This is a genomic window from Actinoplanes sp. NPDC049118 (assembly GCF_040648555.1).
Classification (GTDB): domain Bacteria; phylum Actinomycetota; class Actinomycetes; order Mycobacteriales; family Micromonosporaceae; genus Actinoplanes.
Genome location: NZ_JBEZDY010000004.1, coordinates 113637 through 132665, shown reverse-complemented (window position 1 = coordinate 132665; position 19029 = coordinate 113637). Strand labels below are relative to the sequence as shown.

At 71.9% G+C, this 19029-nt stretch carries 17 protein-coding genes and 2 pseudogenes; 7 read left to right on the top strand and 12 right to left on the bottom strand.

Going from position 1 to position 19029, the window contains the following annotated elements; genetic code table 11:
* Window positions 1–552 carry a DUF4245 domain-containing protein gene (locus AB0B58_RS07440; RefSeq protein ID WP_360219076.1) on the bottom strand — a complete coding sequence of 184 codons (552 nt, stop codon included), beginning with the start codon at window positions 550–552 and terminating at the stop codon, window positions 1–3.
* Window positions 553–650: 98 nt separating this feature from the next.
* Here AB0B58_RS07440 and glpX point away from each other — a divergent pair, with 98 nt between their 5' ends.
* Together glpX and AB0B58_RS07430 are read left to right on the top strand one after the other, a co-directional pair.
* Window positions 651–1676 carry a class II fructose-bisphosphatase gene (gene glpX / locus AB0B58_RS07435; protein WP_360219073.1) on the top strand — a complete coding sequence of 342 codons (1026 nt, stop codon included), beginning with the start codon at window positions 651–653 and terminating at the stop codon, window positions 1674–1676.
* 68 nt (window positions 1677–1744) lie between these two features.
* On the top strand, window positions 1745–2656 hold the full coding sequence (locus AB0B58_RS07430) for a DMT family transporter (protein WP_360219870.1): 912 nt from the start codon (window positions 1745–1747) through the stop codon (window positions 2654–2656).
* A gap of 16 nt (window positions 2657–2672) precedes the next feature.
* Here the strand turns inward: AB0B58_RS07430 and AB0B58_RS07425 are convergent, their stop codons facing one another.
* From AB0B58_RS07425 to AB0B58_RS07410, 4 genes are all read right to left on the bottom strand, one after another.
* Window positions 2673–3335 (bottom strand): rhomboid family intramembrane serine protease, encoded by a 663-nt coding sequence (locus tag AB0B58_RS07425; RefSeq protein WP_360219070.1) that lies wholly within the window; start codon window positions 3333–3335, stop codon window positions 2673–2675.
* 60 nt (window positions 3336–3395) lie between these two features.
* Complete coding sequence (locus tag AB0B58_RS07420; RefSeq protein WP_360219067.1) at window positions 3396–4187, bottom strand: serine protease; 792 nt, start codon at window positions 4185–4187, stop codon at window positions 3396–3398.
* Window positions 4188–4266: 79 nt separating this feature from the next.
* Complete coding sequence (locus AB0B58_RS07415) at window positions 4267–4968, bottom strand: lytic transglycosylase domain-containing protein (protein WP_360219064.1); 702 nt, start codon at window positions 4966–4968, stop codon at window positions 4267–4269.
* Between the two features lie 386 nt (window positions 4969–5354).
* Window positions 5355–6767 carry a PhoH family protein gene (locus AB0B58_RS07410; protein WP_360219061.1) on the bottom strand — a complete coding sequence of 471 codons (1413 nt, stop codon included), beginning with the start codon at window positions 6765–6767 and terminating at the stop codon, window positions 5355–5357.
* Window positions 6768–7031: 264 nt separating this feature from the next.
* Between AB0B58_RS07410 and otsB the strand changes: the two genes are divergently transcribed.
* Complete coding sequence (gene otsB, locus AB0B58_RS07405; protein WP_360219058.1) at window positions 7032–7859, top strand: trehalose-phosphatase; 828 nt, start codon at window positions 7032–7034, stop codon at window positions 7857–7859.
* On the opposite strand, the gene AB0B58_RS07400 is transcribed toward otsB, so the two are convergent.
* A complete protein-coding gene (locus AB0B58_RS07400) occupies window positions 7836–8711 on the bottom strand; it encodes a LysR family transcriptional regulator (RefSeq protein WP_360219056.1) in 876 nt (291 codons plus the stop codon). The genes otsB and AB0B58_RS07400 overlap by 24 nt on opposite strands.
* 68 nt (window positions 8712–8779) lie before the next feature.
* Here AB0B58_RS07400 and AB0B58_RS07395 point away from each other — a divergent pair.
* A pseudogene (locus AB0B58_RS07395) lies at window positions 8780–9583 on the top strand (EamA family transporter); the annotation flags it as partial.
* Window positions 9584–9599: 16 nt separating this feature from the next.
* Here the strand turns inward: AB0B58_RS07395 and AB0B58_RS07390 are convergent.
* The 3 genes from AB0B58_RS07390 to AB0B58_RS07380 form a co-directional block, all read right to left on the bottom strand.
* Window positions 9600–10370: an isoprenyl transferase gene (locus AB0B58_RS07390; protein ID WP_360219053.1), complete on the bottom strand. Its 771-nt coding sequence runs from the start codon at window positions 10368–10370 to the stop codon at window positions 9600–9602.
* 31 nt (window positions 10371–10401) lie between these two features.
* Window positions 10402–11517 carry a geranylgeranyl reductase family protein gene (locus AB0B58_RS07385; RefSeq protein WP_360219867.1) on the bottom strand — a complete coding sequence of 372 codons (1116 nt, stop codon included), beginning with the start codon at window positions 11515–11517 and terminating at the stop codon, window positions 10402–10404.
* A 67-nt stretch (window positions 11518–11584) separates the two neighbouring features.
* Window positions 11585–13390, bottom strand: a complete 1806-nt coding sequence (locus tag AB0B58_RS07380) for a phosphoenolpyruvate carboxykinase (GTP) (protein ID WP_360219050.1) — start codon at window positions 13388–13390, stop codon at window positions 11585–11587.
* A 309-nt stretch (window positions 13391–13699) separates the two neighbouring features.
* On the opposite strand from AB0B58_RS07380, the gene AB0B58_RS07375 reads away from it, so the two are divergent.
* The 3 genes from AB0B58_RS07375 to AB0B58_RS07365 all read left to right on the top strand — a co-directional run bounded on the left by AB0B58_RS07375 (window position 13700) and on the right by AB0B58_RS07365 (window position 15709).
* On the top strand, window positions 13700–14494 hold the full coding sequence (locus AB0B58_RS07375) for a sigma-70 family RNA polymerase sigma factor (RefSeq protein ID WP_360219047.1): 795 nt from the start codon (window positions 13700–13702) through the stop codon (window positions 14492–14494).
* A 23-nt stretch (window positions 14495–14517) separates the two neighbouring features.
* Complete coding sequence (locus AB0B58_RS07370) at window positions 14518–15081, top strand: GtrA family protein (RefSeq protein ID WP_360219044.1); 564 nt, start codon at window positions 14518–14520, stop codon at window positions 15079–15081.
* 64 nt (window positions 15082–15145) lie between these two features.
* Window positions 15146–15709 (top strand): GtrA family protein, encoded by a 564-nt coding sequence (locus tag AB0B58_RS07365; RefSeq protein ID WP_360219041.1) that lies wholly within the window; start codon window positions 15146–15148, stop codon window positions 15707–15709.
* On the opposite strand, the gene AB0B58_RS07360 is transcribed toward AB0B58_RS07365, so the two are convergent.
* The 3 genes and pseudogenes from AB0B58_RS07360 to AB0B58_RS07350 form a co-directional block, all read right to left on the bottom strand.
* The gene (locus AB0B58_RS07360; protein WP_360219038.1) at window positions 15636–16250 is read right to left on the bottom strand and encodes a PH domain-containing protein; all 615 of its coding nucleotides are present in this window, start codon (window positions 16248–16250) and stop codon (window positions 15636–15638) included. The genes AB0B58_RS07365 and AB0B58_RS07360 overlap by 74 nt on opposite strands.
* A 4-nt stretch (window positions 16251–16254) precedes the next feature.
* Window positions 16255–17118, bottom strand: coding sequence for a biotin--[acetyl-CoA-carboxylase] ligase (locus AB0B58_RS07355; RefSeq protein ID WP_360219035.1), 864 nt, complete (start codon window positions 17116–17118; stop codon window positions 16255–16257).
* A 34-nt stretch (window positions 17119–17152) separates the two neighbouring features.
* A pseudogene (locus AB0B58_RS07350) lies at window positions 17153–19029 on the bottom strand (hypothetical protein); the annotation flags it as partial.

Genomic DNA, 19029 nt, shown 5'->3' with positions numbered 1-19029 from the left:
CTAGCCCAGCGACGAGGCGAAGCTCTCCAGGCTCTCGGTCTCGGTGGTGCCCACCACGATGATGGTGCGGCCCTTCTCCAGCAGCAGCAGCGCGCTCTCGCCGGGCCGGGCGTCGTAGCGGTGCCAGGTGCGCGCGCCGTCGCGGAAGGTCCCGGTCGCCTCGGGGTCGCGGCCCAGCTCCACCGGGATCAGCGCCTCCGTCGGGCGGCTGCTCTCGATCAGCTGGATCGGGTCGGAGTCCGGGTCGACGTAGCCGATCCGCAGCGTGGCGCCTTCGCCGCCGCGCTGGAAGCTCGCGCTCACCGGGTGCCAGCCGTCGCCGAGGCCCTGCGGCACGACGACCTCGAAGGCCGCCGCGGCGCGGGCCTGTTGGAGGGCCGGCTCGGTGTCGACGCTCACCGGCTTGTCGCCGTCGAGGACGAGCCGGTAGAAGAGCAGCAGCAGCGCGATCGGCAGCAGCAGGATGCCGAGCGACATCGCCATGTCCCGCGGTGAGCGGCCGCCGCGCTTTCCCACGGTGACGGGTTCGGCGGCGGCGTCAGGGGTAGTCACCCCACCATTGTTAACCATGTCGCTGACGCGGGACTTCGCGCGTCTCCGCATGTGAGGATCGGTGCACCACACCCGCACCGTCGCGAGGAGGCACCCCTATGCCCGTTTCCAAGAACCCGCAGGATCTCGACCGCAACATCGCGCTCGACCTGGTACGCGTGACCGAAGCCGCCGCGATGGCAGCCGGCCGCTGGGTCGGCCGGGGTGACAAGGAGGGCGGCGACGGCGCGGCCGTCGACGCCATGCGCAAGCTCATCAACTCGATTCAGATGCGCGGCGTCGTCGTCATCGGCGAGGGCGAGAAGGACAACGCCCCGATGCTGTTCAACGGCGAGGAGGTCGGCGACGGCACCGGGCCGGAGGTGGACGTGGCGGTCGACCCGGTCGACGGCACGACGCTGATGAGCAAGGGGATGCCGGGCGCGGTCGCCGTGCTGGCCGTCGCCGAGCGCGGCGCGATGTTCGACCCGAGCGCGGTCTTCTACATGGAGAAGATCGCCGTGGGGCCGGACTGCGCCGACGTCATCGACATCAACGCGGGCGCGACCGAGAACCTGCGGCGCATCGCCAAGGCCAAGCACTCGAGCGTCTCGGACGTGACCGTCTGCATACTGGACCGGCCGCGGCACCAGGCGCTGGTCGAGGAGGTCCGGGCGGCGGGCGCGAACATCAAGTTCATCTCCGACGGCGACATCGCCGGCGCCATCTCGGCGGCACGCAGCGAGTCGGACGTCGACGTGCTGATGGGTATCGGCGGCACCCCGGAGGGCATCACGGCCGCCTGCGCGCTCAAGTGCCTCGGCGGCGCGATCCAGGCGAAGCTCTGGCCGCTCGACGCCTCCGAGCGGGAGAAGGCCATCGGCGGCGGCCACGACCTGGACCGGGTGCTGAACACCGACGACCTGGTCACCGGCGACAACTGCTTCTTCGTCGCCACCGGGGTGACCTCCGGCGACCTGCTCAAGGGCGTGCGGTACCGGTCCGGCGGCGCGCACACCCAGTCGATCGTCATGCGCTCCAAGAGCGGCACCATCCGGGTCATCGACTCGTACCACCGGCTGGAGAAGCTGGCGCAGTACTCGGCGGTCGACTTTGACGGGCACCTGCCGACGGTGCGCGAGTGACGCAGACCTCGACCGCGCCCGCTCCACCCGGATCGGCCGTCTCGGCCGGTCGCCGCGCCACCGGCGTCCTGTTCGCCCTGGTCGCGGGGGTCGCGCTGGCGGTGCAGTCGAGGATCAACGGCGAACTCTCGATTCGCCTGGACGACCCGATCGGTGCCGCCCTCGTCTCGTTCGGCTCCGGCCTGCTGGTGCTCGCGGTGCTCGTGCCGCTGCTACCGGTCGGCCGGGCCGGGCTGCGCCACCTGCGCGACGGGCTGCGGGGGCAGCGGATCCGCCCGTGGCAGTGCATCGGCGGGATGTGCGGCGGCTTCCTGGTCGCCACGCAGGGCCTGACCGTGCCGACGCTGGGCGTCGCCGTCTTCATCGTGGCGCTGGTCGCGGGCCAGTCCTCGAGCAGCCTGCTGGTGGACCGGGCGGGCGCGGGCCCGGCCGGCCCGCAGCCGGTGACCACCCCGCGGCTGGCCGGCGCGGTCCTGACCGTCTGCGCGGTGATGCTGGCGGTCGGCGACCGGATCGGCCATCCGAGCGCGCTGGCGCTCGCCGTGCTGCCCCTGCTGGCCGGGGTCGGCATCGCCTGGCAGCAGGCCGTCAACGGCCACGTGCGGGTCGTCTCGGGCAGCGCGATGGTGGCGGGACTTGTCAACTTCGCGATGGGTACGTCGGTGCTGCTGGTCGCCTTCGCGGTCTCCGTGACCGTCCGCGGCCTCCCGGACCGGCTGCCGGCCGGCCCCTGGTGGCTGTACGCCGGCGGCGTCCTCGGCATCGTCTTCATCGCCGTCGGAGCCGCCGTGGTCCGCTACACCGGCGTCCTGCTGCTCGGCCTGGGCATGATCGCGGGCCAGGTCACCGGCGCGCTGCTGCTGGACGAGATCGTGCCGGGCGCGGCCGGCCGGCCGGGCTGGAACACGGTCCTCGGCGCCGTGCTCACCCTGGTGGCGGTCGGCGTGGCGGTCCTGCCGGCGCGGCGGGCCCGCGACTGACCGCCGGCGGCTGCGCTCAGATGTCGGTGAGGGTGGTGTCCGGGTCGAACAGGGCGGGGGCGGGGCGCGGGCGGCGCCGGCGGAACAGGATCGCCGAGATCACGCCGCCGAGCAGGCCGAGCAGGTGCCCCTGCCAGGAGATCGGCTGGTCGGTCGGCAGCACGTTGTAGAGCTGGTACCAGTAGAGCAGCCCGATGAACGCGGCCACGCCCAGGTTCCACCAGCTGCGCTCCACGAAGCCACGGGCGAAGAGCAGGCCCAGGTAGCCGAAGACGACCCCGCTGGCACCGACGACGACGCTGCTCGGATCGCCGATCAACCACACGCCGAAGCCGCTGAACAGCACGATCACCAGCGTCGACCAGAGGAAGCGGCGCACCCCTCCGGCCAGCGCGAACGTGCCGACCAGGATCAGCGGGATGCTGTTGCCGTACAGGTGGTCCCAGCCGGCGTGCAGGAAGGGGCTGAAGATGACGCCGTCGAGACCGCTGAGGCGGTGCGGGATGATGCCGCCCGCGACGTCGAGGCGGCCGGCGCCGATCCCGACGTCGATAACCTCGATGAGGAACAGCACCGGGATGACGGCGCACATGGCCACGAACGCCCGGCCGATCGAGGCGAAGAACGCCTCGGTGCCGAATCTCGCCGCCTGGTCCTCGCGCTCCCCGGGGTAACCCATCCCCCGATGGTTACCGATGGGCGCCAGCCGCGCCAACCAGGTGCGTCAGTTCGGGCAACGTCAGCCCAGCTTCCGGGTAGCGGCCTTGATGTCGGCACGGAACTTCGACACCTGCGTATAGACGCCGGGGTAGTTCTTGCGGGCGCAGCCGAGGCCCCAGCTCACGATGCCGACCTGCACCCATTTACCCTCGGCGATCCGGTGCACCAGCGGGCCGCCCGAGTCGCCCTGGCAGGTGTCGACGCCGCGGCCGCCGGCGCAGATCGACTCGTCCTCGACGAGATCGACCTTGACCTTTTCGTACGCCTTGGCGCAGGGCGCGTCGGCGACGACCTGCACCGAGGCGTACCGGAGCTTGGTCTCCTGGCGCAGGGAGCCCTCCCCGGTCTGCCCCCAGCCGAGGATGGTCTGCTGACCGCTCTCGTCGGCGCCGCCGGCGGTGAGTTCCAGGGTCGGCAGGTCGAGCCGGCGGTCCAGCTTGACGAGGGCCCAGTCGTCGCCGAGCGTCTCCGTGCGGAACTCCGCCGCGCGGATCACCGAGACCGACTTCGCCTTGATCGCGCGGGCGGACTTGAGATTGGTCACACCGGCGACCACCTCGATGCTGGAATCCGCGCCCGTGCCGGTGACGCAGTGACCCGCGGTGAGCACCACGCGCGGCGCGGTCAGCGCACCGCCGCAGCCCATGGAAAGCCGCACCATCCACGGAAATCGCCCATCGGGCGCGTTATCGCCCCCGACGACTTCCCGTGCCGGCTCCGCGACGTCTCCGGCCCGTGCCGCTATCTGGTTCGCGGAAAGCACGGAGGCGAGAACGCCGAGCACGACCAACGGGGCGACTTTCCGGACCATATGGATATTTGATCACGAGGTGACCACGCAAAAGGGGTACGCGCCGAAGCCCGTACCCCTTTTGTCTTGCCCGAGGTTCTTAGTACCAGCCCACGTTCTGCGAGTGGCCCCACGCGTCACATGGGGAGCCGTACCGGCCCTTGATGTAGCCGAGTCCCCACTCGATCTGCGTCGCCGGGTTGGTCTCCCAGTCGTCGCCCTCGCTGGACATCTTCTTGCCCGGCAGGGCCTGCGGAATCCCGTACGCGCCCGAGCTGGTGTTCTCGGCGTGGTGGTTCCAGCCGCTTTCCTTCTTCCACAGCTTGTCGAGGCACGGGAACTGGTCGATCTCGAAGCCGTCCTTGAGCATGAGCGCGCACCCGGTGGCCCGGTTGCCGCTGTATTCGTCGCACGAGGCGGGGATCGGCCCGTCGTAGGGCACCGTCCCACCGGAGGACCCGGAGCCCTCGTCCTCGGCGGCCTTCTTCTCCGCGGCCTTCTTCTCGATGGCCTTCTTCTCCAGCGCGCGCGCCTTGCCGGCCGCGGCCTTGGCCTCCTCGGCAGCCTTCGCGGCGGCCTCGCCTTCGGCCTCCCGCTGGTATGCGCGGGCGGCCGCGTGCTGACCGTGCCGCTCCTTGAGCAGCTGCAGGTCGTCCACGTCGGCCTGCGCGACCACGCCGGTCTGGGCGCTCTGCGCCTCGACCTGCTGGTCCTTTCCGAGGTAGACCCCGCCGATCACGCCGGCCACGAGCAGACCCACCGAGGCCACACGGATACCGACCCGGCTCCAGAGCCGATTCACGAAGTGTCCCTTCGTAGGGGGCAATGACGCAGCGCGAATTCGCCGGGACGAATCCCGGGAACCATTCCCGCCGCGAGCACCGGCGACCCCTCGGGGACGCGTGACCGACCCCACCGCTGCCGGTCACGATGACCCCGCAGTCGATCTCAGACCTGCCGGGCCACGCGATTGATGCTCGCCAGACACCATGGCCCACAGTGAGGTGGATGTGAAATGACGACGCGCACGTGTGAAATGAATCACAGGATGTTTGGGATTTAATCTGGGCAAATGGCCATCATTTCCATCACTTTAGAGGTAATGGAAAACTCACTTTAGGTAGTTAGACCTCTCCATAGCGTGAGGCGGGGACCCGTCGGGTCCCCGCCTCAGCTAGTGACGGAGCGTTACTGGGGGATGTCCTCCAGGAGATCGGTGACGACCTCTGCGATCGGCGAGCGCTCCGACCTCGTTAGGGTGACATGGGCGAAGATCGGGTGGCCCTTCAGCGCCTCGATCACCGCCGTGACGCCGTCGTGCCGGCCCACCCGGAGGTTGTCGCGCTGCGCGACGTCGTGGGTGAGGACCACCCGCGAGCCCTGGCCGATCCGGGACAGCACCGTGAGGAGCACGTTGCGCTCCAGTGACTGGGCCTCGTCCACGATCACGAACGCGTCGTGCAGGCTGCGGCCGCGGATGTGGGTCAGCGGCAGGACCTCGAGCATCCCGCGCGCCAGAACCTCCTCCATGACGTTCGCGTGCACCACGGCGCCGAGGGTGTCGAAGACGGCCTGCGCCCAGGGCGACATCTTCTCCGACTCGCTGCCCGGCAGGTAGCCGAGATCCTGCCCGCCGACCGCGTACAGCGGGCGGAAGACCACGACCTTCTTGTGGCGGTTGCGTTCCATCGTGGCCTCGAGGCCCGCGCAGAGCGCCAGCGCGGACTTGCCGGTGCCGGCCCGGCCGCCCAGCGACACGATGCCGATCGACTCGTCCAGCAGCAGGTCCAGGGCGATGCGCTGCTCCGCCGAGCGACCGCGCAGGCCGAACGCCTCGCGGTCACCGCGGACCAGCCGCACCGTCTTGTCCGGATTGACCCGGCCCAGCGCCGAACCGCGCGAGGAGTGGATCACCAGACCGGTGTGGCAGGGCAGCGCGTCCGCCTCCTCCAGCTCGAGCTCCTCGCCCGCGTACAGCTGGCTGACCTGGTCCTCCGAGAGCTTGAGGTCCGCCATGCCCACCCAGGTCGGGTCGCTGGCCTGGCCGTGCCGGTACTCGTCGGCGGTCAGGCCGACCGACGCGGCTTTGACCCGCAGCGGCATGTCCTTGCTGACCAGCGTGACGTCCCGGCCCTCCGCGGCCAGCCCCAGCGCCACCGAGAGGATCCGGGTGTCGTTGGAGTCGTTGCGGAAGCCGTGCGGTAGCGCGCTCTGGTCGGCGTGGTTGAGCTCCACGCGCAGCGTGCCGCCCTCGTCGTTGCAGAGGACCGGCTGGTCGAGCCGGCCGAACTTGATGCGCAGCTCGTCGAGCATGCGCAGCGACTGCCGGGCGAACCAGCCGAGCTCGGGATGGTGGCGCTTGCCCTCCAGTTCGGAGATCACCACGAGCGGAATGATCACCTCGTGGTCGGTGAACCGGCGGAACGCCGCCGGGTCGGACAGCAGGACCGAGGTATCCAGGACGAAGACCCGGCCGGCTGGGGCGGGCTCCGCGTCGGCGTGCCGATCCCGGGACGACCTGCGTCCCGTGGAGGCGCGGCTGCTGGAGACTTTGGCGGCCGGGTCTTGTGGGGCCCCGGCGTCATTACGGCGAGATGTCACAGGCCTGCTCGCTCCAGCGGGCGTGCAACCCGGGCCGCCCGCGGTCCGCCACGTCCGGCCACCGTCCCTGACACGGAGCCGGGATGCGGGCCCCGTGGCGCACTTTGTCGCAGGTCCGGGACGACCGGTTGGCCCGGGACGACCCCGCGCCATGACAAGAACGCTACTGGTCAACTGGCACGTGCGGTAGTACCCGCGTGATACGCCAATTCGCCGTCTCAACGGTTGCGTGCAACCGGCCGAACGGCGGGTACGCTGGGAGTCGTGCCTGAGTCTCCCCCCAGCAATGCGCGTCCTACGCACCCGCTGAGCGCCGCCGAGGCCTGGCAGTTCACCGCCTCGCGGGCCCGGGACACGACTCTCTTCTTCGACTTCGACGGGGTGCTGTCCCCCGTCACGGACGATCCCGACGCCTCCCAGCCCGTGCCCTCGGTGCTGGGCGTGCTCGAGGAACTGGCCGGCGCGGTGGCCCGCGTCGCCATCGTCTCGGCCCGCCCGGTGAGCTTTCTGCGCTCGCGCTTCGAGTCGCTGGCCCACGTCGACCTATTCGGGCTCTACGGCCTGGAGGTCTGGCACGACGGCGAGGTCGTCACGGAGCCCGCGGCCCTGCCCTGGGTGCCCGCGATGGCCGACCTCGCCGAGCGCGCCAAGGCGGAGTTGCCCGAGGCGATCCTGGTGGAATACAAGCGCCTCTCGGTCGCCCTGCACTACCGCACCGCGCCCCGGCTCGCCGAGGTCGTCGAGCGCTGGGGCCACGAGCAGGCCGAGCGCCTGGGGCTGCGCGTGCAGGGCGGGCGCATGGTCGTCGAGCTCAAGCCGCCGGTCGACCAGGACAAGGGCATGGTGATCAGCGAGGCCGTGCTGAACGCCGGCTGCGCCTGGTATTTCGGCGACGACATGTCCGACATCAAGGCGTTCGACGCGCTGCGCGCCCGCGAGGCCGTGGACCCCGACTTCTTCGGCATGTGCGTCGCCGTGGCGAATCCCGAGACCGGCGCCGAGGTCTCCAGCGCGGCCGACCTGACGCTGGAGTCCCCCGAGGCGGTGGCGGGCTTCCTCGCCGAGGCGCTACACGCCTTCCACCGCGCCTGACCAGCCGTAGATCCGCCGGGCCAGGTCCCGCAGCTCGCCGAGGTGACCCGGCGGATCGTCACGCCACCACGCCAGCGACACCGAGATGCGCGGCGCGTGCCGCAGCACCCGGTAGGCGACGCCCGGCCGCGGGTACTGGTGTGCGGTCGCCTCGGAGGTGACGCCGACGGCCTGGCCGGCGGCGATGAGCGTCAGCCACTCGTCGACCGCGGGCGTCTCGCGGACGGCGGCCGGCCGCGCGTCCGGCGGCCACAGGTCCAGCGTCGTCGTGCCGGTGCGGCTGTCGATCGCCACCGTGTAGCGGGTCAGGTCCTCCACCCGGAGGCTGCGCCGGCGGGCGAGCGCGCTGTCGGTGGCGACCGCGGCGTACCGCGACTCGAGGCCGATCTCCGCGCTGGCGAATCGCTCGTCGTCGAGCGGGCGGCGGATGACGGCGATGTCCGCCGTACCGTCGCTCAGGCCCGCGGTCGGGTCGTTGGACTGCACGAACACCAGCGGAACGCCCGGGTGCGCGGCCGCCCAGGTCTTCTGCAGGCGCCGGGTGTGCCGGCCCAGCGCCGCCCAGGCGTAGCCGAGCAGGACCTCGGTCCGCGCGGCCTCGACGATGCGCTGCAGGTGCGCGACCTCCTCGACGATCCGGCGGGCCTGACCGACGATCCGGGTGCCGGTGGGCGTCAGCGCCACGTGCCGGGTGGTGCGCTGCAGCAGCCGGGCGCCGAGCGCCCGCTCCAGCGCGGCGACCGAGCGGGAGACGGTCGCCTGCGACACCCCGAGCACGGCCGCGGCGTCGGTGAAGGTGCCCGCGTCGACCACCGCGAGGAGCGTCCGGAGCTGACCCAGGCGCACATCCATACGCCCAGCGTATAGATCGGGCGGCTCGCGCATTTCCGTGCACGCCGCGGGCGGCGAAGGCTGTGGGCATGAGATCCCCCCGACTCGCGGGCGTCGCGACGATGCTCGCCAGCGCGACGAGCAACCAGGTCGGCGCCGCCGTCGGCGCACACGCGTTCTCGACGATCGGCCCCGCGGGGGTCGTCGCGGTACGCCAGTTCGTCGCCGCCGCCGTGCTGCTCCCGCTGGCCCGGCCGAACCTGCGCCGCTTCACCTGGGCGCAGTGGTGGCCGACGCTGCTGCTCGGCGCCGCGTTCGCGGTGATGAACCTGAGCCTCTACACCGCGATCGACCGGATCGGGCTCGGCCTCGCCGTCACCCTCGAGGTGCTCGGCCCGCTCGCGGTCGCGCTGGCCGCCTCCCGCACCCGGCTCGACCTGCTCTGCGCGGCGGCGGCCGGCGCCGGCGTCTACGTGCTGGTGCTGCCCGGTACGGCCAGCGACTACCCCGGCATCGGGCTGGGCCTGCTCGCGGCGGCCTGCTGGGCCGCGTACATCCTGCTCAACCGGCTGCTCGGGACCCGGCTGCCGGGCATACAGGCACCGGCGGCGGCGACCGCGGTGTCGGCGGTCGCCTACCTGCCCGTCGCCGCGACGCTGGTGGCGCAGGGACGGCTGGGCGGCGCCGGGCTCGGGTACGCGGCCGTCGCGGGCCTACTCAGCTCGGTGGTGCCCTACGCCGCGGACCTGATCGCCCTGCGGACGATCCCGGCCCGGTTCTTCGGGATGTTCATGAGCGTGCACCCGGTGCTCGCCGCGCTGGCCGGGCTGGTGCTGCTCGGCCAGGTGCTGCGCCCGCACGAGTGGGCCGGCATCACGATCGTGATCTGCGTGCTGGCCGTGAACAGCGTCAGGCGCCGTAGCGCCGCTGCCGTCCCGCGTAGGACCGCAGCGCACGCAGGAAGTCCGTCCGGCGGAAGTCCGGCCAGTTCGCGTCGTGGAAGTAGAACTCGGAGTGCGCCGACTGCCAGAGCAGGAATCCGGACAGCCGCTGCTCCCCGCTCGTGCGGATGACCAGGTCGGGATCGGGCTGGCCGCGGGTGTAGAGGTGCTCGGCGATGTGCTCGACGTCGAGGATCTCGGCCAGTTCCTCGAGCGTGCGGCCGGCCGCCGACTGCTCGTAGAGCAGCGAGCGGACCGCGTCGGTGATCTCGCGGCGGCCGCCGTAGCCGACCGCCAGGTTGACCTCGACGCCCTCGGTGCGGTGGCGGGTCTTCTCCTGTGCGGCCTTGAGCGCCGTCGCCGTGTTGGCCGGCAGCACGTCGAGCGCGCCGACGATGCGCAGCCGCCACGGGTTGCCGTCCTCGGCGAGCTCGGTCGCCAGGTCTTCAATGATCTTGACCAGGGGATCCAGCTCGGCCGCCGGGCGCTGCAGGTTGTCGGTCGCCAGCAGGTAGAGCGTGACGTGCTTGATGCCGGCCTGGTCGCACCAGCCGAGCAGCTCCTTGATCCGCTCGGCACCGACCCGGTGGCCGTCGTTGGGGTCGACGTAGCCCATCTCGCGGGCCCAGCGCCGGTTGCCGTCGCACATGACCCCGACATGCTGCGGTACCGGCCGGCCGGCGAGCTTGCCGGCGAGCCGTCGTTCGTACAGCGAATAGACCAGGGACCGCAGACTCATCCCTGCAAGCCTAGCGAGCGCGTGCGCACGCTCAAGAGGGCGGCAGGGCGATGTGGAGCAACTCTGCCCCGATGCGTCCGATCGTGCGAAGGTCGAAGACCCCGTCACCCAGCCCCAGGTCCACCATTCGGTCGAAAACCGCACCATCTCGGCGAGCCGCGCGGACCGCGGCGTCGACCACCCCGGGCCGCCGGGTCAGCCGCGCCACCAGACCGGAGTGGCGCAGGTGGCGGCCGAGCCGCCTCCTGAGGGCGGCGCCGTACCGCTCGGCGGCACCGTGCGGCCCGGCCGCGGCCGCGGCGCCGGCCAGGGCGCCGGAGAGCACGGCGTAGAAGATGCCCTCGCCGGTGAACGGATTGATCAGCGACAGCGCGTCGCCCGCGAGCAGCACCCGGCCGCGGGTCGGCGGCGGGCGGTGGGTGGACAACGGCAGGTGGTGGGCGCGCAGGCCGGTCGGCTCGGTGCCGGGCAGCAGCTCGCCCAGCCGCGCCATCAGGTACGCCTTCGTCAGCGGCGTCCCGCGCAGCGTCTCGCCGTACCCGACGTTGGCGGTGCCGTCCCCGATCGGGAAAGACCACGCGTACGCGGGCCAGCGCGCGCTCGTCGTCCTGATGAGCTGCTCGGTGCCGACCGCCGGCGCGTAACCGCGGATCGCGATGGCGAGGTGTCCGTCCGGGTTGACCGGATGACCGAGCGCGCGGCGTACCACCGAACCGGCCCCGTCCGCGCCGATCACGACCAGGGCCCGGATCCCGTCGTCGAGGGTGACGCCCCCGGCGTCCTCGCAGATCTTCCGGACCGCGTGTCTGCGCAGCTGCGCGCCCTGTGCGACCGCCGCCTGCACGAGCCGGGCGTCGAACACCCGGCGTGGAACGGTGTGCGCCGGCCGGGGCAGTGGCCGGGCCACCTCGGTGCCGCCCGGCGCGATCAGGCGCAGGTCCGCCACCGGCGGGTATCCGTCGGTGACTCCGATGACGCCGAGGTCGGTGAGCACGTCGACGGCGTCGGCCGCGATGCCGTCGCCGCACGCCTTGTCCCGCGGGAACGCCGCCCTGTCGAGCAGCAGCACCGACGCGCCCGCCCGCCGCGCCGCGAGGGCCGCGGCCGCGCCGGCCGGCCCGGCGCCGACGACCGCGACGTCGAACACGGCCTCACTCACCCGGTGGACGGTACCCAGGCCGCGCCCGCCTCGTTCAAGAGGCGGGCGCGGGGTGTCACGCGGCGTTGAGGCGGGACTTGAGAGCGTCGAGCTCGGACCAGAGCACGGCCGGCAGCTTGTCGCCGAACTTGGCGAACCACTCCTCGACCTGCGGGATCTCCGCCAGCCACTCGTCGGTGTCGACCCGCAGCACGGCCTCCAGGTCCGCCCGGCTGATGTCGAGGCCGCTCACGTCGAGGGCGTCGGCGGTCGGCACGTGACCGATCGCGGTCTCGACCGCGTCGCCCTTGCCGTCGAGGCGCTCGACGATCCACTTGAGCACCCGCGAGTTCTCCCCGAAGCCCGGCCACAGGAAGCCGCCGTCGGCGTCGCGCCGGAACCAGTTCACGTAGAAGACCTTCGGCAGCTTGTCGGCGTCGCCGGAAGCGGCCTTGCCCATCTCGATCCAGTGGTTGAAGTAGTCACCGGCGTGGTACCCGATGAACGGAAGCATCGCCATCGGGTCGCGACGCACCACGCCGACCTGGCCGACCGCGGCGGCCGTGGTCTCCGAGGAGAGCGTCGCTCCGAAGTAGACGCCGTGCACCCAGTCGCGGGCCTCGGTCACCAGCGGCACGGTCGTCTTGCGCCGGCCGCCGAAGAGGATCGCGTCGATCGGTACGCCGCGCGGGTCGTCGTACTCGGGCGCGAGGATCGGGCACTGGTTGATGGGCGTGCAGAAGCGGCTGTTCGGGTGGCTGGAAACCTGGTCGGAATCCGGCGTCCAGTCGTTGCCGCGCCAGTCGATGAGGTGCGCGGGCGGCTCGCCCATGCCCTCCCACCACACGTCGCCGTCGTCGGTGCGGGCCACGTTGGTGAAGACCGAGTTGCCACGGGCCAGCGTGCGCATCGCGTTCGGGTTGGTGTGGTGGTCGGTGCCGGGCGCGACGCCGAACAGGCCGTACTCCGGGTTGGTGGCCCACAGGCGACCGTCCTCACCGAAGCGCATCCAGGCGATGTCGTCGCCGACGGTCTCGACCTTCCAGCCCGGCAGCGTCGGCTCGAGCATGGCGAGGTTGGTCTTGCCACAGGCCGACGGGAACGCGCCGGCGATGTAGCGGACCTGACCCTCGGGCGAGGTCAGCTTCATGATCAGCATGTGCTCCGCGAGCCAGCCCTCGTCGCGGGCGGCGACGCTGGCGATCCGCAGTGCGAAGCACTTCTTGCCGAGCAGCGAGTTGCCACCGTAGCCGGAGCCGTACGACCAGATCTCGCGGGACTCCGGGAAGTGCGAGATGTACTTGGTCTCGTTGCACGGCCAGGCCACGTCGGACTCGCCCTCGGCCAGCGGCATGCCGACAGAGTGCAGCGCGGGCACGAAGTCCGCGTCGGCACCCATCGCGGCAAGGACCGCGGTGCCCATCCTGGTCATGATCTTCATCGAGGCCACCACGTACGCACTGTCGGTGATCTCGATGCCGAACATCGGGTTGGGCGCGTCGAGCGGGCCCATGCAGAACGGCACGACGTACATGGTGCGTCCGCGCATACAGCCGCGGTACAGCTCCGTCATCGTCGCCTTCATCTCCGCAGGCGCCGCCCAGTTGTTCGTCGGGCCGGCGTCGGCGGGGTCCACCGAGCAGATGAAGGTGCGTTCCTCGACCCGGGCGACATCCCCGGGATCCGTGCGCGCCCAGAACGAATTGGGCCGCTTGGCGGAGTCCAGGCGGACCAGCGAACCGGCCTCGACCAGCGAGTCGGTGAGCCGGGTCCACTCCTCGTCGGAGCCGTCGCACCAGACCACCCGGTCCGGTGTGGTGAGGGCGGCAACCTCGTCCACCCAGTTCAAAAGCTTGGCGTGTGCGGTGGGGGGCACAGACATGTGATTCCCTTCGGTCGGCACTGACCTGTGACGAACCAGGCCGGTCGGTCGGCCATTGTCACGGGAGTCACTTCAGCCTAAGCCGAGGAAACGTTCAGTTCATCGGCGAATCTTGTGGACAACCGCACAATCCTCGGTGTTTGTGCGCAATCACGATCGATCCTTCGCCGCTTGATGCACAAGCGCGCACGGCGGGCCAACTGAATGCATTTCCCGGCCCGCATCCACCCGCGTTCACAAAGCGGACGAAACGGCCTAAGCTAGTCGTTAATCGGGCTTTCCTCCCACTCCCCGCTACAGGAGGCAGGAATGACGATCCCGGCCAGCGAGACCGACATGGACACAGACCTGCTTGCCGCCGTACGCGCGGGTGACACCGCCGCGTACGGCGTTCTATACCAACGCCACCGGGCCGCCGCCCGGGCGCTGGCGTACGGGCTCGTCAGCGACCCCGCCGACGCCGACGACCTGGTAGCCGAGACGTTCGCCAAGGTCTTCGCGTCGCTGCGGGCCGGCGGCGGGCCGCTGGTGGCGTTCCGCGCCTACCTGCACACGACCCTGCGGCACGTCTGCTACCACCGGGCCCGCCGCGACCGCCGGCTCGAGTTCACCGACGACCTCACCCGGTACGACGAGGGCGAGCCGTTCCGCGACCCGGCGCTCGACCGCCTGGAGCGCACGTACGCCGCACAGGCCTTCCGGGCGCTGCCCGACCGCTGGCGCGACGTGCTCTGGCGCACCGAGGTCGAGGGGGCCAGCCCGGCCGAGGTCGCCCCCGACCTCGGCCTCACGCCGAACGCCGTCGCCGTGCTCGCGCACCGGGCCCGCGAGGGTCTGCGCCGGCTCTACCTGCAGCAGCACGTGGCCGTCGCCGATCCGCCCGAGTGCCGGTGGACCGGCGACCGGCTCGGCGGGCACGTCCGGGGCCGGGTGGCGCCGCGCGACGCCGTCCGGCTCGAGACCCACCTCGCCTGGTGCGCCGGCTGCCGGGCCCGGCACGCGGAGATCACAGAGATCAACCAGAGCGGCTACCGTCCGTACAAGCAGCGCGGTGTTCCCGGCGCCGATGGATTAAGAGTCGCTCACGAAAACGGCGCTCCGTGACCGGCGCCGGTACTCTCGGGTCCGTGCCTGCCGCAATCCTGCCCGCGCTGCGGGCACGCTTCGGGGCACTCGTGCGCGAACTGAGCAAGTTCGGCATCGTGGGCAGCACCGCCTTCGCCGTCGACCTGACGATCTTCAACGTGCTGCTGCAGAGCGGCAGCGAGTCGCTGACCGCCAAGACGATCTCCACGGTCATCGCGACCACGGTGGCGTTCCTGGGCAACCGATTCTGGACCTGGCGGCACCGCGGGCACGCCAACATGGCCCGGCAGTACGTGACGTTCTTCCTGCTCAACGCGGTCGGCCTGGTCATCGGCCTGTCCTGCCTGGCGATCAGCCACTACGGGCTCGGCCTGATCTGGCCGGAGTTCCAGAGCCCGCTCGCGGACAACATCTCGGGCCAGCTCGTCGGCACCGCCGTCGGCACCCTGTTCCGCTTCTGGTCGTACCGGCGCTTCGTGTTCGGCGAGGTCGTCGTCCCCGACCCGATCGAGCCCGGCATACCGGCGCCGTCACACCGGGACGCGCCCGCGCCGGCGCCGCAGTCCGTCCCGCCGACGGCCCCGCCCGCAGTCCCGCGAATGTGACGTCGGAGTCACCCCTCCGGTACGGTCCGACGTCCTCGCCTCTTTCCCCCCGTAAGGTTGACCAATGCTTTCAGCCCGCTCGCTGGCGGAACGCCTGCGCCACCTCGCACCGGAAGCGCTGGCCTTCGGCGTGATCGGCGCCGGCAACACGCTGCTCTATATGGCGATCACGTGGGCCCTGCTGTCCATCGGCGCCGTCAAGGCGAGCATCGTCGCGACCGTCGTCACGACGACCCTGGCATACCTCGCGAACAGGTACTGGACCTACCGCCACCACACCCGCAGCGCCCTGCGCCGGGAGTACGCGCTGTTCTTCGGCTTCAACCTGATCGGCATGATCATCCAGTCCGGTGCGGTCACCATCGGCAAGTACGGCTTCGGCCTCACCGAGGAGCACGACGAGATCCTGCTCATGGGGTGCACGATGCTGGGCATCGCGGTGGCGACGGTCTTCCGCTTCTGGGCGTACCGGACCTTCGTCTTCCTCAAGCCGCCGGTGGACGGGCACGAGGGCGCGGTGGCCGAGCTGGACGTGGTCGCGGGCCTGGCCGAGCTCAGCGCCGAGGCCGACGGGAGCCTGGACGCGGAACTGGCGAAAGAGCTCGACGCTCAGCGCCGCGCTGTCTAGCGGTCGACGGAGTCTCCTCCTCGTCGGCCTCCTCGTCCTCGCCGTCCCCGCGTAGCTCGCGGTCCGTCTCGATCAGCTGATAGAGCAGGGTCTGCACCCGCTGGGCCCCCGGCACCGACTCCAGCACCGCGACCTGGTCGCCGATCGAATCGATCTTCAGCGTGCCGCAGCCCAGCACCCGGTCGAGCATCGTCTGGCGCATCGCGTGGTCGTTGACCCGGTTGAGCGGGAGGTCCCGGCGCGCGCGGGCGATCACGCCGTCCTGCAGCAGGATCCGCTCGTCGGTGAAGACGTAGTGCGTCGTCCGCCAGACCAGCAGCGGCCACACGCCCCGGGTCAGGCCCGTGAAGAGCGCGACCGCGCCGACCACCAGCACACCGATCAGGCCACCGGTCGTCGGTGGCAGCATGACCCAGACCAGAATCACCGCCGCCAGGTCGGCGAGCAGCACCAGGACCGGGCGCACGGCCGCCTTGGCGTGGGGGTGCAGGTGGAGGACGACCTCCTCCTCGTCGGTCAGGACCTCGTCCGGGAACGCCACCGGTTCAGCGTACGTGCAGGACGTCTCCCGCCGAGACGCGCCGCTCGCCGTCAGCCGTCCGGACCCCCAACTGGCCGTATCCGTCCACCGTGGTCGCCGTACCCGTGAGCTCCCTGCCCTGCGGGAGCAGCACCCGGACGTTGCGGCCGATTGTCGAACACCCCCGCTGGTACGCCGCCAGCAGCCCGCACATCTCCGCGTCGCCGTCGGCCTCGCGCCAGCCGCCGTACCACTGGGCCACGCCCCGCAGCAGCGAGCGCAGCAGCGGATCGCGGTCGGTGGCCTTGGCGCCGGCAGCCCGCAGGGAGGTGGCCGGCAGGCCCGTCGTGCCGGGAAGCTCCTCCGGGCGGGTGGTGACGTTGAGCCCTATCCCGACCACCACGGCGTCACCGGACACCTCGGCGAGGATGCCGGCGGCCTTGGCGTCGCCCGTGCCGGTGCGGATCAGCAGGTCGTTCGGCCACTTCAGCGACGCGTCCAGCTCGGCGAGGCGCTGCACGGTCTCGAGCAGCGCGACCCCGGCCAGCAGCGGCAGCCAGCCCCACGTGTGCTGCGGGGCGGGTGCCCAGCCCCGCCCCTCGTCGGCGGCGCCGGGCCGCAGCAGCAGGCTGAGCGTCAGCCCGGCCCGCGGCGGCGAGACCCACTGCCGGTCCCGGCGGCCCCGCCCCGCGACCTGCTGCTCGGCGACGACCACCAGGCCCTCACCGGCACCGTCCCGCGCCGCGGCCGCGGCGTCGGCGTTTGTCGAACCGGTCTCCGCCCGCACCTCGACCTGTCGCCACAACCCGCCGGGCACGATCAGCGCGCGTTGCAGCGCGCGCTCGGTCAGCGGGGGACGATCAAGATCTGCGTACGGCGAGGAGGCCACGCCCAAAGACTAGGCGTGCCGTTGCGGCGCGGGCTCAGTTGGGCTCCGCCGCGTGCCGGCTCACGTAGACCGTGCTGCGCGGATCGGGCTGGCCGTTGCCCGGGCGCGGGCGGGGCCGCGGGCGGGACCGGGACGCCTCGGAAAGCCCGTGATCCATCACCGGCAGCGTCTGGGTCAGGCTCTCGCTGGCGGAGACCCCGCCGGGGCCGCGCCGGCGCCGGATCAGGCCGGCGGACGGGCGGCGGACCCGGCGAGGCGCGGCCTCGTCCGCGGCCGACCCGGGTGCCCACGACAGGTCGGGCATGTGGGACTGGTGCAGGTCCGACACGTTCCAGATCGGCTCGTCCAGGCTCTGGTTCACCGGGGCGGAGCTCGGCAGCCGCCACTCGGCGTCGTCGCGACGCCCGTTGTCGTCGAGGAACCCTCGCCCGGCACCGTCGTCCTCACCGGCCGGGTCGCCGGCCGCGACGGGCCGGCCGTCGCGGTCCGCGATCGCGGTGCGCTCCGACCAGGGCCGGGGCGCCTCGACACGGTTGTCCGGGCGTGCCGGCGGCCACGGCGGCACGACCGCCGTCGGTTCCGCCTCGACGTCGTCGGCGTCCGCCGCCGGCGGGCGTTCCACCGGTACGGGCCAGCCGTACTCCGAGTCGTAGGCGCCCTTGTTCACCGGCATCCAGTACTCGCCGGAGATCGGCTCGGGCTCGTCGCCGTACTCCGGCCTGCTCCAGCCCTCGACCCGGTCGCCGTAGCGGCCGCCCCACGGCAGGTCGGCGGGCTCCGCATCCGGCGCCGCGAAGCCGCCGGACGGGGTGTCGAAGCGACCGGCGAACGCGCCGGAGGCGCCGGTGGCGTCCACGACGTCGAAGCCGGCGGAGAGATCGGAATCCTCCGGGCTCCCGGCGGCCCATCCGCCGGTGCCGTCCCGCTCGTCACCGGTGCCGTCGCCGGCCCATTCGTCGCCGTGCCGGTCGTCCGGAAGGTCCTCCGGTGCCGGGAAGTGGTCGGCCAGGAAGCCGCCGGTCAGGTCGTAGGCGCCCGCGGCGTCGAGTCCGTGCAGTTCCAGGCTGTGCGAGACCGGCTCGTCGTCGGCTACGCGGTCCAGTTCGGGATCGATGTCGAGTTCGGGATCGCCGCCGCGCTCGGGCGCCGCGCGCAGGTCGATCGGCAGCAGGTCCACGTCGGCGGGCCCGGGGCCCGGCGGGATCAGGTCGAATCGCCCTGAGGCCGGCGCGTCGATGTCCTCCAGCGCGGCGAACCGCTGGAGCATGGATCGCCCGCGGCCCAGGCCGGCAAAGCCGGCGAGGGCGTCGGGCGGTTCCGGCCGGGCGCCGGCGCCTCCCAGCGACTCGATGATCGGGGTGCCCAACTCGGGCCACGGCGAGCCGAACGACATCTCGGTACCTTCCTGTCGCGGAGCGTATTGCGCGGCGGTCCGGTCCTGCGGTTGGCCGTAGGCCTCGGCCGGCTGGGCCGATGCCGCGTACGCCGGATCCGCTTCCGCGAGCCCGCCCGTGAATTCCGGGGCGAGCGGCCGGCCCGGCTCGCCGCCCCGGTGTGCGGAGTCCGAGGCGGGCGCGAGCGCGGCGGAGGTGGGCCAGAAGCGCCGGGATCCCGGGCCGCTCGGCGGACCGGAGTCAGCCTCGTCGCCCAGCGCGCCGCCGAGCGCGGGCCCGGGCCGAGCCTCGTAATCGGACGCAGCCTCTTCGTAGCCGGACGCAGCCTCTTCGCCAGGCCCGGCCTCGTAGCCGGACGCAGCCTCTTCGTAGCCGGGCGCAGCCTCGTAGCTGGACGCGGCCTCTTCGCCGGACCTGGCCTCGTAGCCGGACGCAGCCTCTTCGCCAGGCCCGGCCTCGTAGCCGGACGCAGCCTCTTCGTAGCCGGGCGCAGCCTCGTAGCTGGACGCGGCCTCGT